The sequence below is a fragment of the Amycolatopsis tucumanensis genome (genome assembly GCF_021654135.1).
GTDB lineage: Bacteria > Actinomycetota > Actinomycetes > Mycobacteriales > Pseudonocardiaceae > Amycolatopsis_E > Amycolatopsis_E tucumanensis.
The window spans coordinates 19,525-33,078 of the sequence record NZ_JAKGSD010000008.1; the positions used below are offsets into that span (position 1 = coordinate 19,525).

The window sequence follows — 13,554 nt, forward strand, 5'->3', positions numbered from 1 at the left end:
AGGTTGACGTTGCTGAGCGTGTCGTGGTTCCCCCCGGAAACGGAACGGGGGACGCCCACCGCGATGGACGTCCCCCGGCCCGGCGAACTCAGCCGCGCGACTTGGCGCGCGAACGCTCCTTGGCCCGCTGCGTGATCTCCAGCGTCACCTTCCGCACCCGCACCGCGTTCGGCGCGACCTCGACGCACTCGTCGGCGGCGCAGAACTCCAGCGCCTCCTCCAGGCCCAGCTTGCGCGGGCGCGCGAGGCGCTCCAGCTCGTCGCCGGTGGAGGAGCGCATGTTGGTGAGCTTCTTCTCCTTGGTGATGTTGATGTCGAGGTCCTCGGCGCGCGGGTTCTCGCCCACGACCATGCCCTCGTACACCTCGGCGCCCGGCTCGACGAAGAACGTGCCGCGGTCGGCGAGCTGGATCATCGCGTAGGAGGTGACCGGTCCGGACCGGTCGGCGACCAGCGAACCGCTGTGCCGGGTGCGGATCTCGCCCGCCCACGGGTGGTAGCCCTCGAACACGTGGTTCGCGATGCCGGTGCCGCGCGTCTCGGTCAGGAAGTCGGTGCGGAACCCGATCAGGCCGCGCGCGGGCAGCACGAACTCCAGCTTGATGCGGCCGGTGCCGTGCCCGCTCATGTCCTCCATGCGGCCCTTGCGGGCGGCGAGCAGCTGGGTGACCGCGCCGAGGTGCTCCTCGGGGATGTCCAGCGTGAGCCGCTCGAACGGCTCGTGCAGCTTGCCGTCGATGGTCTTGGTGACCACCTGCGGCTTGCCGACGGTCAGCTCGAAGCCCTCGCGGCGCATCTGCTCGACCAGGATCGCCAGCGCCAGCTCGCCACGGCCCTGGACCTCCCAGGTGTCCGGGCGCTCGGTGGGCAGGACGCGGATCGACACGTTGCCGATCAGCTCCTGGTCCAGCCGCGCCTTGACCAGGCGCGCGGTGACCTTGTCGCCGCCGTTGCGACCAGCCAGCGGCGAGGTGTTCACGCCGATGGTCATCGAGATGGCCGGCTCGTCGACGGTGATCCGGGGCAGCGCCACCGGGTTCTCGACGTCGGCCAGCGTGTCGCCGATCGTGATGTCCGGGATGCCGGCGATGGCGACCAGGTCACCGGCCGAGGCCTCCTGCGCGGGCACCCGCTCCAGCGCCTCGGTGACCAGCAGCTCCGAGATCCGGACGTTCTGCACCGAGCCGTCCTCGCGCAGCCACGCGACGGTCTGGCCCTTGCGGAGCTTGCCCGCGTGGATGCGGATGAGCGCGATGCGGCCGAGGAAGTTCGACGCGTCGAGGTTGGTGACCAGCGCCTGCAGCGGGCTGTCCGGGTCGGCCTTGGGCGGCGGGACGTGGCGCAGCAGGACGTCGAACAGGGGGTCGAGGTTCTCGCTGTCCGGCAGCGCGCCGTCGGCGGGCTGCTCCAGGCTCGCCTTGCCCGCCCGCGCGGAGGCGTAGATCACCGGCAGGTCGAGGACCGCGTCCAGGTCGGCGTCCTCGATGTCGCCGGCCAGGTCGAGCAGCAGGTCGTGGGTCTCCTCGACGACCTCGGCGATGCGGGCGTCCGGGCGGTCGACCTTGTTGACCACCAGCACGACCGGCAGGCCCGCCTGCAGGGTCTTGCGCAGCACGAACCGGGTCTGCGGCAGCGGCCCCTCGCTGGCGTCGACCAGCAGCAGGACGCCGTCGACCATGGACAGGCCGCGCTCGACCTCGCCGCCGAAGTCGGCGTGGCCGGGGGTGTCGATCACGTTGATGGTGACCGGGCCGTCGGCGGTCTGGCGGCGGATGGCGGTGTTCTTGGCGAGGATCGTGATGCCCTTCTCACGTTCCAGCTCGCCCGAGTCCATCACGCGGTCGACGAGCTCGGCACGTTCGCCGAAGGCGCCGGACTGCCGCAGCATGGCGTCGACCAGGGTGGTCTTCCCGTGGTCGACGTGCGCGACGATGGCGACGTTGCGGAGGTCGGTGCGGACCTTCTCGGCGGTAGCTGTGGGCACGCGAGGGCTCCTGAACATTTCGAAGGGATGAATCGCGGGCCCGCTTTGGCATACGCGATCCCGTTCAGGATACCCGGTACCACATTGTGACCAGTGCCACGGTGGATGATCACTTAGGCTCACCTAACCTGAGGACACCCCCGAGTCGTGGAGTGGTGGTTTTGGGCAAGAAGGACGCGGACCCGCGCAAGGTCGTGCGCAAGCTCATGAAGGCGGGCAAGGTCAAGAAGAAGTGCTGCCGCTCGAAGCCCCGCTGCAAGAAGTGCCCGGTCCTCGCACTCCAGCGGGCGAAGGCGGACATCAAGAAGGCGGCCTAGACGGCGAGCGCCTCGTTCACCAGCCGGAGTTCCGGCGCGGTGCGGGTGGCGCCGAATTCGACGATTTCGTGTCGCGCGAGCCGGCGCAGGCGGAACGGGTCGGAAGCCAGAATCGCCTCCAATTTCACCCGCGGCATCGGCCGCGTGATGATGACGCAACCGGAATGCGGCGTGCGCCGCCCGGCCGTCAGGAACTCGCCCGACCGGAAGTGCCGGTCCAGCCATTTCGCGTGGTCGGCCAGGTAGTAGTCGACTTCCTCCACCGGGGCCGTGTAGTCGATCAGCACGATGTACATACCTTCACGGTAGCCCCGGCGAGGACCCCCGGGAAACAATTCTCAGCCATTTGCCAGTAATCTGTGCAACAGCGGTTCGACATTCCAAAGAATTGCTTTCCGGAAGGCAATGTGGATATTACTTTCGGGCGCTGCTACGCTGCCGGTGTGCGTACGATCGTGAACTTCTGGTGGCCGCCCGCAGGCGGTCCCTCCGACGTGCGCTGAAACCCACGACAAGGCCGCCCGCGCAGGCGGCCTTCGTCGTTCCCGGGGCCGTGGCGGGGGTGGCCACCGACCCGAGGAAGCAACCGATGCGAATTTCCGGGATCACCCCGTCCGGCCACACCCACCTCGGCAACCACCTGGGCGCGATCCAGCGCTGGGTGACCGACGGCGGGCCGGACGACCTGTACTTCGTGTCCGACCTGCACGCCATGACGACCACGCACAACCCGGGGAAGCTGCGCGGCCGGACCAGCGAGATGCTGGCCATCCTGGTGGCGGCCGGGATCCCCGCCGAGCGGGTGTTCGTGCAGTCGGACCTGTCCCGCGAGCTGGGCGCGCTGACCTGGATCCTCGAGTGCACCTGCAGCTACGGCGAGGCCGCGCGGATGATCCAGTTCAAGGAGAAGGGCAGCGGCCGGCCCGGGGTGCGGCTGAGCCTGCTGACCTACCCGGTGCTGATGGCCGCCGACATCCTGCTGCAGGGCGCGGCGGAGGTGCCGGTCGGTGAGGACCAGAACCAGCACGTGGAGCTGGCGCGGGCGCTGGCCCGGCGGTTCAACGGCACCTACGGCGAGGTGTTCACGGTGCCGCGGCCGGTGCTGCCACCGACGGGCGCGCGGGTGCGGGACCTGAGCGACCCGGCGCGGAAGATGTCGAAGTCCGCGCGTGACGCGGCCGGGGTGGTGTTCGTGCTGGACGAGCCGGACCTGATCCGCCGCAAGGTGCGGCGCGCGGTCACCGACGGGTTCAGCGGGGTCGAGTACGCGCCGGAGGAGCGTCCCGGGGTCGCGAACCTGCTGGAGATCCTGGCCGGCTGCCGGGGCGAGCGGCCCGCGGACGTGGCGGCGGAGTTCTCCTCGTACGGGGCGCTGAAGGAGACCGTGGCCGAGGCGGTGGTCGAGACGCTGCGCCCGATCCGCGAGCGGACGCTGGAGCTGCTGGCGGACCCGGCGGAGCTGACGCGGATCCGCAAGGAGGGCGCGAGCCGGGCCGCCGAACGCGGCGAGCACCGCCTGACTTCGGCGATGCGGCTCGTCGGCGCGGGCAGGTGACCCGAGCTTGCTGATCCGGCAAATTTCCGTGCCCGCCGGGGAGAGCCCGTGCCAGGGTGGCGGCCATGCCGTCCACCAAGCGCCGCCGCGACGCTCGCCCGCCGAGGACCGGGCCCGCGGAACGGGACGTGCTCGTGGGCTTTCTCGACTACCTGCGCGGCGCAGTGGTCGCGAAGGCGCAGGGCGTCCCGGAACCGCAGGTCCGCACCCCCGGCGTGCCGTCGGGCACGAACCTGCTCGGCCTCGTCAAGCACCTCACCCACGTCGAACGTCACTGGCTGCTCGGCGAGCCGGTTCACGACTGGGCGGCCACCTTCCACCCGGAACCGGACGAGAGCGCCGACGACGTCGTCCTCGCCTACCGGGACACCACGGCCAGCGCCAATGACGTGATCGCCGCCTGCCCGGACCTGTCCGCGCCCGGACCGCGACCGGGCGGGCGGCGTGGCGCGGCGCCGTCCCTGCGCTGGACCCTCACCCACTTGATCGAGGAGACCGGGCGCCACGCCGGGCACGCCGACATCCTGCGCGAACTGATCGACGGCGCAACCGGACGCTGACTAGGTCAGCAACCGCCGCAGGTCCGGGAGCAGTTCCAGGTCCGCGGGCAGCCACTCGACGCCGTCCAGGCCGTCCGCGTCGAGCCAGCGCAACGCCTTGTGGTCCAGCGCCTCCGGCCGGGCGCGCTCGTCGGTCAGCGCGGCGGCGAACACGCGCAGCACCAGCCCGGCCCGCAGCGGCACGTCCGGCCCGACGCGCGAGCCGACCACGACATCCACCCCGAGCTCCTCGCGGCACTCCCGCCGCAGGGCGTCCACTTCGGACTCGCCGGGTTCGACGCGGCCGCCGGGCAGTTCCCACAGCCCGGCCACCTCGCGCGGGTACGCGCGCTGCTGGGCGAGCAGGGACCGGCCCCGCACGATGGCCGCTCCCACGATCACCTTCACGAGGTGGAGACGTTACCGGCCGATCGCCAGACGATCTGGAAGCGGGCACCGCCGTCGGGGGATTCGCCGACGGACACCCGCCCGCCGCGCCGCCGCACCGCTTCGGCGACCATCGCGAGCCCGAGCCCGGTGCCGCCGGAGGTGCGGGCGCGGTCGTCGCCCACCCGGTAGAACCGGTCGAACACGCGGTCGCGGTGCTCGGGCGGGATGCCCGGCCCGTCGTCGTCCACGACCAGCCGCACCGTGGAATGGCCGGGCAGCACCGACACCACGATCTGCGATGACGCGTACCGGCAGGCGTTTCGCAGCAGGTTGTTCAGCACCAGCTCGACTTCGGAGTGCGCCGCGTGCGCCCACGCCTGCCCGACCACCCCGGTGACGCGCACGGCGGGCGATCCGGGCGGCAGCCGGTCCGCGGCCGCGCGCGCCTCGGTGAGCAGTTCGACCGCTTCGGCGGGCGGCAGCTCCCCGGCGTCCGACCGGGCCAGTGTCAGCAGCCCGTCCAGCAGCGCGGACAGCCGCTCGGCTTCGGCGAGGATGTCGGCCAGCGTCTCCTGCGCCAGCTCCGGATCGGGGTTCGCGACGGCGACCTCGGCCTGCACGCGGATCGACGCGACCGGCGAGCGCAGTTCGTGCGCGGCGTCGCCGGTGAACCGCCGCAGCCGCTGCGCCGCCTCCTCCTGCCGCGCCAGCAGCGCGTTGAAGTCCGCCGCCAGCGCACGCACCTCGTCGTCGGCCTCGGGCAGCGGCACCCGCTCCCCCGGCGGCAGCGCGCGGACCGTGCGGCGCAGACGGCTCACCCGCCGCAACGCGAACCGCACCACGAGCCAGGTCGCGATCGCGGCCAGCACCGCGCCGATCCCGGCCGCCCACAGCAACCAGGTCGCCGCCTTGTGCACGGCCGCGCGCTGGCCCACCAGCCCGGTCCCGGCCGCGACCAGCCGCAGCTGCCCGTCCGGCGCGGTCACCACCGCGCCCAGCCACCGCATCCGGTCCACGGTCACCGACTGCCCCGCCTTGAGCGCGCGCACGTCACCCGGCCCGAGCGAGGCCGCCGGGCCGCCGTCGACCGGCGCGCCCGCGGTGTCGAGCACGCGCAGAGTCACGCCGTCCGGCGGCACCGGCAGCTGCCCCGCGGACACGGCCGCGGCGGCGGGAGCGAGCGCCTCGGACAGCTCGGTGTCGACGGAGGAGTCGCGCAGCGGACCGAGGCCGCGCCCCGCCACGATGGCGAGGCCGAGCAGGAACGCGAGCGTGACCGCGGCGGCCGGCGCCGTGATCCGGAACTGCATGGACCGGCGTTCCCACCACCGGCGGAGGAAGCTCACCCGGGCAGGACCTCGTCCAGCGCGGCGTCGGAGGCCAGGTAGCCGTGGCCGCGGACGGTCCGCACCAGCGCGCCCGCCCCGACCGCGTCGAGCTTGCGGCGCACGTACCCGACGTAGACCTCGACGACGTTGCGGGTCGCGGCCTGCTCGTCACCCCAGACCGCACGCAGCAGCTCGTCCTTGGTGACGACCGTCCCGGCTCGCCCGACCAGCACTTCGAGCAGGCTGAACTCGCGCGGGCTCAACGCGACCGGGTCGTCGTGCCAGTGCACCTCGCGGGTGGCGCGGTCGACGACGAGACCGCCGATCCGCAGCGGCCCGCGCGTCCCCTCGCTGGAGGCGCGCCGCAGCACCGCGCGGATCTGCGCGACCAGCACGACGAACGAGAACGGCTTGACCAGGTAGCCGTCGGCGCCCAGGTCGAGCCCGTCGGCCTGGTCGACCTCGCCGTCCTTGGCCGACACCATCAGCACCGGCGTGGTGATGCCCTGCGCGCGCAGCGCCTGCAGCACCCGGTACCCGGACAGGCCGGGGAGCATGATGTCCAGCAACAGCACGTCGAACGACCCGGTCTGCGCGAGGCGCAGGCCGCTCGGGCCGTCGGGGGCGGTGACGACGTCCATGCCCTCCGCGCGCAGCCCGCGGTGCAGCGCCTTGCGCACACCGGGCTCGTCGTCCACCACGAGGATCCGAGGGTTCACGGTTGTCTAGCATGCCCGGTTTTTCCAGCTCGGGCGCGCGCTCTCAGCGGTCTCTCAGCATCTCAGGGCCATCTCAGGGCGGATCGAGGAGTGTCAGCGGCGGGGAAAGAGCACACTGGTGCTCGGTTGACACAGGGAGAAGAGATGCAGCCGAAGACGAAGGCCATCACCGCCGCGGTCACCGGGTCCGCGCTCGGCGCCGCCGGGCTCGCCTGGCTCGCGATGCCCGCGGCCGCGGGCGAGGCGCCCGAGCTGCCGCCGATCAGCGCGGAGGAGCTGGTGCAGTCGGTGGCCACCACCAAGACGCCGGCGCTGGCGGGCACGGTCGAGGTGGACAACAACCTGGGCCTGCCGGTCTCGACCCTGCCGGGGGGCGCGAGCCTGGACATCGACGCGGCCCGCGTCTACAACGACGGCGCGGGCAACAGCAAGCTCGCGATCGAGCAGGGGGCCAGCGAGCACACCGTCGTCCGCAACGGGGCGACCGTGTGGACGTACAACTCGGCGTCGAACGAGGCCACGAAGGTCACGGTGCCGCCGGAGGCGCTGCAGAAGCCGGAGGAGTACCAGCTCAGCGACCCGGCGACGGCGACGACGCAGGTGCTCGCGAAGGTCCGCGAGAGCAGCACCGTGACGGTCGAGGGCACCGCCCGCGTCGCCGGACGCGCGGCGTACGAGCTGGTGCTGACGCCGAAGCCGACCGAGCGCACGCTGTTGCGCGAGGTGCGCGTCGCGGTCGACGCCGAGAAGCGCGTGCCGCTGCGCCTGGCCGTGATGACCTACGGCACGTCGGACCCGGCGTTCCAGGTGGCGTTCAGCGACATCGCGTTCGCGCCGCAGCCGGCGAGCGAGTTCCAGTTCACCCCGCCGCAGGGCGCGAAGGTGACCGAGGAGCAGGCGCCTGCCGAGCACCCGGACCAGCGGGCCGTCGAGGACGCGGTGCAGGTCAGCGGTGACGGCTGGGACAGCGTCCTGACCGGTTCGTTCCCGGCCGAGGCGCTGGCGCCGCAGCAGGGCGAGCGCGGGCAGAACGTGGACCCGAAGGCCCTGCTGGCGCAGTTCGGCAAGCCGGTCAGCGGCGCGTTCGGCACCGGCTACGTGATCACCACGAAGGTCGGCACCGCGCTGGTCACCGACGACGGCCGCTTCGCCGTCGGCGCGGTGCCGGAGCAGGTGCTGATCGAGGCTCTGGGAGCGAAATGACGGAGACACTGCCGGTGGGCGCTTCGGTCGAAGCGCCCACCGCGGGTCCGGCACTCGCCGCGCGGACCAGGGGGCTGCGCAAGGTGTACCGGACCGCGGTCGCGGTGGACCAGGTCGATCTGGACGTGCCGGAGGGCGCGGTGCTGGGCATGCTCGGGCCGAACGGGTCGGGCAAGACCACCACGATCCGGATGCTGCTCGGCCTGGTCCGCCCGACCGAGGGCGAGGTGGAGCTGCTCGGTCACCGGATGCCCGACGGCGCGCCGCGTGCGCTGCCGGATGTCGGCGCGCTGGTCGAGGGGCCGGGCTTCCACCCGTTCCTGTCCGGGCGGGAGAACCTGCGCCGCGTCGCGGCCGCCGAGCCGCGGCTGTCGTCGGCGGCGATCCCCCGCGCGGTCGAGAACGCGCTGGAGCGGGTCGGGCTCGGGCACGCCGCGCACCGGCGCTACCGGGGGTACTCGCTGGGCATGAAGCAGCGGCTGGGGCTCGCCTCGGCGCTGCTCGTGCCGCGGCGGATGGTCGTGCTGGACGAGCCGACGAACGGCCTGGACCCGGCGGGCACGCGGGAGATCCGCAACATCATCGGCGAGCTGCACGCCGAGGGCGTCACCGTGCTGGTGTCCTCGCACCTGCTCGCCGAGGTCGAGGCGACCTGCACGCACGTGGCGGTCCTGCACGACGGCACGGTGGTGGCGCAGGGCGAGCTGGACGAGCTGCTGGAGTCCGGCACGCCGTCGCTGGTCGTGTCCACTCCGGACGGTGACAAGGCGCTCACCGCCCTGCGCGACAACCGCATCCCCGGCCGGCTCACGCCGGAGGGCGTGCGGGCGGACCTGAGCGCGGCGACCGCGCCGCAGGTGATCGAGACGCTGGTGCGGGCCGGGGTGTCCGTGCACGAGGCGAAGCGGGCCCGCACCGGGCTGGAGGACCTGTTCGCGCGGCTGACGCAACGGGATTCCGAAACCGGGGGCCTGCCGGATGTGGACGAAGGGGCGTCATGACGGCGACACTGGACGCGGCGCCGGTGGAACGGTGGAGTGTGCCGTTCCACCGGCTCTACCGCGCCGAGCTGCGGTGGATCTTCCGCCGCCCGCGCACGCTGATCGTGCTGGGCCTGCTCGCGCTGATCCCGGTGATCGTCGGGATCGGGCTGACGATCGCGGGCGACAGCGGCGGCGGGCCCAGCGGCGGTGAGGGCGACAACGCGCTGCTGGCGTCCGCGGCCGGGAACGCGCTGGTCCTGCCGCTGGCCACGCTCGGGCTGACGCTGAACCTGATGCTGCCGCTGGTCACGGCGATGTCGGCGGGCGACGCGCTGGCCGGCGAATCGGCCGTGGGCACGCTGCGCGGGCTGCTGCTCGCGCCGGTGAGCCGCGGCAGGCTGCTGCTGATGAAGGCGCTCGGGGTGGCGTCCTTCACGCTCGCCGCAGCGCTGCTGATGGCCGTGGTCGCGATGGTGACCGGGCTGGTGATCAACGGGACCGGATCGCTGTTCACGCTGTCCGGCAACACCCTGTCCTTTGTGGACGCCTTGGGCCGGGTCGCGCTGGCGGCGGTGTGGGTGACGCTGCAGCTGTGGGCGGTCGGGGCGATCGCGCTGGCGATCTCGGCGTGCACCGAGCACCCGATGGTCGTCGTGGTGTCGATGCTGGCCGGCGTCGTGGTGTCGACGGTGCTGCTCCTGCTGTCGGCGGTGGACTGGCTGCACCCGTTCCTGCTGCCGCAGTCCTGGACCGCGATCGCGGACATCCTGCGCGATCCGATCCCGGCCGACCAGCTCGGCGAGGGCGCGATCCGCGCCGCGTGCTACGTCGTGATCGGCCTGTCCCTGGCCTACGCGCGGCTGTCCACGAAGGACGGTTAGCCGATCAGGGCGACGCCGTCCGGGTCGGGGGCGATGCTGATCTCGTCGCCCGGGTTGACGTCGGCGGAGACCGCCGCGACCGCGTCCACCGTGCCTGCGCTCGTGCGCACGGACAGGCGGACGTTGTCGCGGCGGTGCACCTTGCTCAGCACCTCGCCGGTGATCCCGGCGGTCGCGAGCCGCAGCCCGGTGGGGCGCAGGCCGAGCCGGACCGGCCCGTCCGCGGCCTCCGGGATGGCCACCTCGCCGAACGGGCAGCGCACGATCCCGTCCGCCGCCTCGCCGTCGACGACCGTGGTGACGCCGAGGAAGCGCGCCACGTTCTCGTCCGCGGGCCGCCGCCACACCTCGCGCACCGCCCCGACCTGCCGGATCTTCCCAGCCTGCAGCACGGCGACGCGGTCGGCGAGCGTGAACGCCTCCTCCTGGTCGTGCGTGACGAGCAGCGCGGTGATCTTCGCGCTGCGCAGCATCTCGGCCAGGTCGACGGCCAGCTGCTCACGCAACCCGGCGTCCAAACCGGACAGCGGCTCGTCGAGCAGCAGCAGGCGGGGCTCCGGCGCGAGCGCGCGCGCCAGCGCGACGCGTTGCGCCTCCCCGCCGGACAGCTCGGTCACCCGCCGCTTCTGGTAGCCGGCCAGGCCGACGAGGCCGAGCAGCCGGCTCACGCGTTCCGCGCGCTCAGCCGGCGGCATCCCGTGCATCCGCGGGCCGAACGCGATGTTCCCGGCCACGTCCCGGTGCGGGAACAGCTGGCCGTCCTGGAACACCAGCCCGAACCCGCGCTTGTGCACCGGCACGCGGGCCAGGTCGGCGCCGTCCCAGCGCACGCTGCCCGCGGTGATCGGCTCCAGACCGGTGATCGCGCGCAGCAGCGTCGACTTCCCGGAGCCGGACGGGCCGAGCAGCGCGAGCACCTCGCCGTCGGCGATCTCCAGGTCCACGCCGGAGACGGCGGTGAACGGGCCGTACCGCACGGTCAGGCCGGACACGGTCAACGCCATGGCTAGAACTCCCCCACCCGGCCGGACGCGAGCCGGTCGATCACGATCACCGCGGCCGCGGTGACCAGCATGAGCAGCGCGCACGCCGCGTACGCCATCTGGTTGTTGAGCTGGCCCGGCCGCGCGATCAGCGCCGCGATCGCAACCGGCAGGGTCGGCGTCTGCGGGCGCGCCAGGAAGCTCGTCGCGCCGAACTCGCCGAGCGCGACGACGTAGCCGAACCCGGCCGCGGCGACGACGGCGCGGAACGCCAGCGGCACGTCGATCTCGCGCCACACCCGCGCCGGGCTCGCGCCGAGGGTGGCCGCGGCCTGGCGCAGGCGGTCGTCGATCGACCGCACCACGGGCAGCACCGTGCGGATCACCAGCGGGATCACCACCAGCGCCTGCGCGAGCGGCACCAGCAGCGGCGACCGGCGCAGGTCGCCGGGCAGCGCGTCGAGCGTGATGAGGTAGCCGAACCCGACGGTCACCGCGGACACGCCGAGCGGCAGCATCAGCGCGGCGTCCATCGACTCGCCGACGCCGCGCGCGAGCCGTCCCGGCGACCGGCGCAACGCGACCAGCAGCACCGACGCCGACACCCCGATGACCATCGCCAGCACCGTCGCGTCGGTCGCGGTGCGCAGCGAGTTCAGCGCCGCGTCCCAGCCGGACACCTGGAGCGTGCCGTCGTTGCCGGTGCTGGACAGCGCCCGGTAACCGGCCAGGCTCCAGCCGTCCGCGGTGGACACCGAGCGCACCAGCAACGCGACGATCGGGGTCAGCAGCAGGCCGAGCACGACCACCGCCGCGCCGACCACGGCCCACTCCCCGCCGACCGGGCGGCGCGCGGTCTCCCGGCGCGACCGCAGCCGCAATGCGCTCTCCCGGCGGCGGCGAGCGGCTGCGCCGAGCAGCAGCGCGCCCAGCACGGCGGCGATCTGCACCAGCGACAGCGCCGCCGCGCCGGTCAGGTCGAGCAGGTTCTCGGTGCGCAGGTAGATCTCGGTCTCCAGCGTGCGGTACCGCGCGCCGCCGAGGATCAGCACCACGCCGAAACTGGTGGCGCAGAACAGGAACACGACGGCGGCCGCGGACGTGATCGCCGGCATCAGCGCGGGCAGCGTCACCGAGCGGAACGCGCGCCAGCGGGACGCGCCCAGCGCGCGGGCGGCGTCCTCGGCCCGCGAGTCCAGCAACGCCCACAGGCCGGCGACCGTGCGGCCGACGACGGCGACGTTGAAGAACGCGTTGGCCAGCACGATGGACAGCCAGCCGCCGTCGGTCCACAGCGCCCGGAACGCCAGGCCCACCACCACGGTGGGCAGCACGAACGGGACGAGCACCAGCGTCCGGACGACCGCCACCCCGGGCAGCCGCACGCGCGCCAGCAGGAACGCGACCGGCAGGCCGGCGACCACGGCGATCAGGGTCGAACCGGCGGCCTGCGCGACCGTGAACCAGGCCAGCCGCCACGTCTCGCCCTCGGCCAGCGCGGCGAGCACCTCGCCGTCGACGAAGCCCAGCCGCAGGATCGCGCCGACCGGCCAGGCGAAGAAGACGACCAGGAACCCGAGCGGCAGCACGGCCAGTGCCGCCAGCCCGAGCCCGGCACGGCTCACTGGCCGAGCAAGGAGCGCCACTGCTCGATCCACCGCTCGCGCCCGGCCTGCACCGTCTCGGCGGGCAGGCTCGCCGGGTTCGGCGGCAGCGGGGCGGCCGTCGTCCACGCCGTGGGCAACGCCACGCCCTCCCGCGCCGGGTAGACGTACATGTTCTCCGCCACTGTGGCCTGGAACTGCTGGGACAGCAGGAAGTCGATCACCTTCTGCGCGTTGGCCGCGTTGGGCGAGCCGGCCAGCACACCGGCGTACTCGACCTGGCGGAAGCAGGTGTCCAGCAGCGCCTTCGTGCGCGGCTTGCCGTCCTCGCCGATCTCCGCGGCGGGCGAGGACGCGTAGGACACCACGATCGGCCGCGGCCCCTTGCCGGAGGAGCCGGAGAAGTCCTGGCCGTAGGCCTCCTCCCAGCCGGCGACGGCACGCATGCCGTTGTCCTTCAGCTGGGTCCAGTAGGCCTGCCAGTTCTGCTCGCCGTAGCGGGCGATGGTGCCGAGCAGGAACGCCAGTCCGGGGGAGCTGGTGGCCGGGTTCTCCACGACCAGCAGGTCCTTGTACTCCGGCTTGACCAGGTCGTCGTAGGTCGCGGGCTCCGGGATGCCGCGCTCGGCGAACCAGGTGGTGTCGATGTTGACGCAGACGTCGCCCACGTCGACGGCGGACAGGCGGTGCTCGGAGTCCACGGCGTAGCGCTGCGGGCCGCGATCGGCCTCGGGGCTGGTGTAGGGCGCGAAGACGCCTTCGGTGAGCGCGCGCGAGGCGAAGGTCGAGTCGACGCCGAACGCCGCGTCGCCGATCGGGTTGGCCTTCGTGAGCACCAGGGTGTTGGTGAGCGCGCCCGCGTCGCCCTTCTTCACGACGTTGATCGTGATGCCGGTCTGCTGCCGGAAGGCGTCGAGCACCTGCTGCGGCGCGGCGAACGAGTCGTGGGTGACGAGCGTGACCGCGGCCGGGCCGTCCTCCGCGTCGTTGCCGGCCAGCGTGCAGCCCGCGGTCAGGGCGGCGACAAGGCCGACCAGGACGCCCGTGCGGAATCTCATGACCACTCCT

At 73.0% G+C, this 13,554-nt stretch carries 14 protein-coding genes; 6 read left to right on the forward strand and 8 right to left on the reverse strand.

What is annotated here, in order from left to right; genetic code table 11:
• Nucleotides 1-88 precede the first annotated feature (88 nt).
• Nucleotides 89-2,002, reverse strand: a complete 1,914-nt coding sequence (gene typA / locus L2C96_RS10900; RefSeq protein ID WP_085929378.1) for a translational GTPase TypA — start codon at nt 2,000-2,002, stop codon at nt 89-91.
• A gap of 137 nt (nt 2,003-2,139) precedes the next feature.
• Here typA and L2C96_RS10905 point away from each other — a divergent pair, with 137 nt between their 5' ends.
• Nucleotides 2,140-2,301 (forward strand): hypothetical protein, encoded by a 162-nt coding sequence (locus tag L2C96_RS10905; RefSeq protein WP_157358800.1) that lies wholly within the window; start codon nt 2,140-2,142, stop codon nt 2,299-2,301.
• Here the strand turns inward: L2C96_RS10905 and L2C96_RS10910 are convergent.
• Entirely contained in the window at nt 2,298-2,597 is a 300-nt protein-coding gene (locus L2C96_RS10910) for a YciI family protein (RefSeq protein WP_020422297.1), read from the reverse strand. The genes L2C96_RS10905 and L2C96_RS10910 overlap by 4 nt on opposite strands.
• A 293-nt stretch (nt 2,598-2,890) precedes the next feature.
• Here L2C96_RS10910 and trpS point away from each other — a divergent pair, with 293 nt between their 5' ends.
• Both trpS and L2C96_RS10920 read left to right on the forward strand, forming a co-directional pair.
• On the forward strand, nt 2,891-3,856 hold the full coding sequence (gene trpS / locus L2C96_RS10915; protein ID WP_237336065.1) for a tryptophan--tRNA ligase: 966 nt from the start codon (nt 2,891-2,893) through the stop codon (nt 3,854-3,856).
• Between the two features lie 65 nt (nt 3,857-3,921).
• The gene (locus L2C96_RS10920) at nt 3,922-4,416 is read left to right on the forward strand and encodes a DinB family protein (RefSeq protein WP_027936497.1); all 495 of its coding nucleotides are present in this window, start codon (nt 3,922-3,924) and stop codon (nt 4,414-4,416) included.
• Here L2C96_RS10920 and L2C96_RS10925 read toward each other — a convergent pair whose 3' ends face one another.
• Genes L2C96_RS10925 through L2C96_RS10935 form a run of 3 tightly spaced genes read right to left on the reverse strand, consistent with a single transcriptional unit; the run spans nt 4,417 to nt 6,832 of the window.
• Nucleotides 4,417-4,803 (reverse strand): (deoxy)nucleoside triphosphate pyrophosphohydrolase, encoded by a 387-nt coding sequence (locus tag L2C96_RS10925; protein ID WP_020422300.1) that lies wholly within the window; start codon nt 4,801-4,803, stop codon nt 4,417-4,419. It abuts the gene before it with no gap.
• Entirely contained in the window at nt 4,800-6,095 is a 1,296-nt protein-coding gene (locus tag L2C96_RS10930) for a sensor histidine kinase (protein ID WP_237336155.1), read from the reverse strand. The genes L2C96_RS10925 and L2C96_RS10930 overlap by 4 nt, the downstream gene beginning before the upstream one ends.
• 32 nt (nt 6,096-6,127) lie before the next feature.
• Nucleotides 6,128-6,832, reverse strand: coding sequence for a response regulator transcription factor (locus L2C96_RS10935; RefSeq protein ID WP_020422302.1), 705 nt, complete (start codon nt 6,830-6,832; stop codon nt 6,128-6,130).
• A gap of 144 nt (nt 6,833-6,976) precedes the next feature.
• Here L2C96_RS10935 and L2C96_RS10940 point away from each other — a divergent pair, with 144 nt between their 5' ends.
• Genes L2C96_RS10940 through L2C96_RS10950 form a run of 3 tightly spaced genes read left to right on the forward strand, consistent with a single transcriptional unit; the run spans nt 6,977 to nt 9,899 of the window.
• On the forward strand, nt 6,977-8,035 hold the full coding sequence (locus tag L2C96_RS10940) for a LolA family protein (RefSeq protein WP_237336066.1): 1,059 nt from the start codon (nt 6,977-6,979) through the stop codon (nt 8,033-8,035).
• Entirely contained in the window at nt 8,032-9,036 is a 1,005-nt protein-coding gene (locus tag L2C96_RS10945; RefSeq protein WP_020422304.1) for an ABC transporter ATP-binding protein, read from the forward strand. Before L2C96_RS10940 ends, L2C96_RS10945 begins: the two co-directional genes overlap by 4 nt.
• Complete coding sequence (locus tag L2C96_RS10950) at nt 9,033-9,899, forward strand: ABC transporter permease subunit (protein ID WP_020422305.1); 867 nt, start codon at nt 9,033-9,035, stop codon at nt 9,897-9,899. The genes L2C96_RS10945 and L2C96_RS10950 overlap by 4 nt, the downstream gene beginning before the upstream one ends.
• Here the strand turns inward: L2C96_RS10950 and L2C96_RS10955 are convergent.
• The 3 genes from L2C96_RS10955 to L2C96_RS10965 are packed head-to-tail and all read right to left on the reverse strand — an operon-like array spanning nt 9,896 to nt 13,544.
• The gene (locus L2C96_RS10955) at nt 9,896-10,903 is read right to left on the reverse strand and encodes an ABC transporter ATP-binding protein (protein ID WP_237336067.1); all 1,008 of its coding nucleotides are present in this window, start codon (nt 10,901-10,903) and stop codon (nt 9,896-9,898) included. The genes L2C96_RS10950 and L2C96_RS10955 overlap by 4 nt on opposite strands.
• A 2-nt stretch (nt 10,904-10,905) precedes the next feature.
• Nucleotides 10,906-12,507, reverse strand: a complete 1,602-nt coding sequence (locus L2C96_RS10960; RefSeq protein WP_237336068.1) for an ABC transporter permease — start codon at nt 12,505-12,507, stop codon at nt 10,906-10,908.
• Complete coding sequence (locus L2C96_RS10965) at nt 12,504-13,544, reverse strand: thiamine ABC transporter substrate-binding protein (protein WP_237336069.1); 1,041 nt, start codon at nt 13,542-13,544, stop codon at nt 12,504-12,506. Before L2C96_RS10965 ends, L2C96_RS10960 begins: the two co-directional genes overlap by 4 nt.
• Nucleotides 13,545-13,554: the final 10 nt, after the last annotated feature.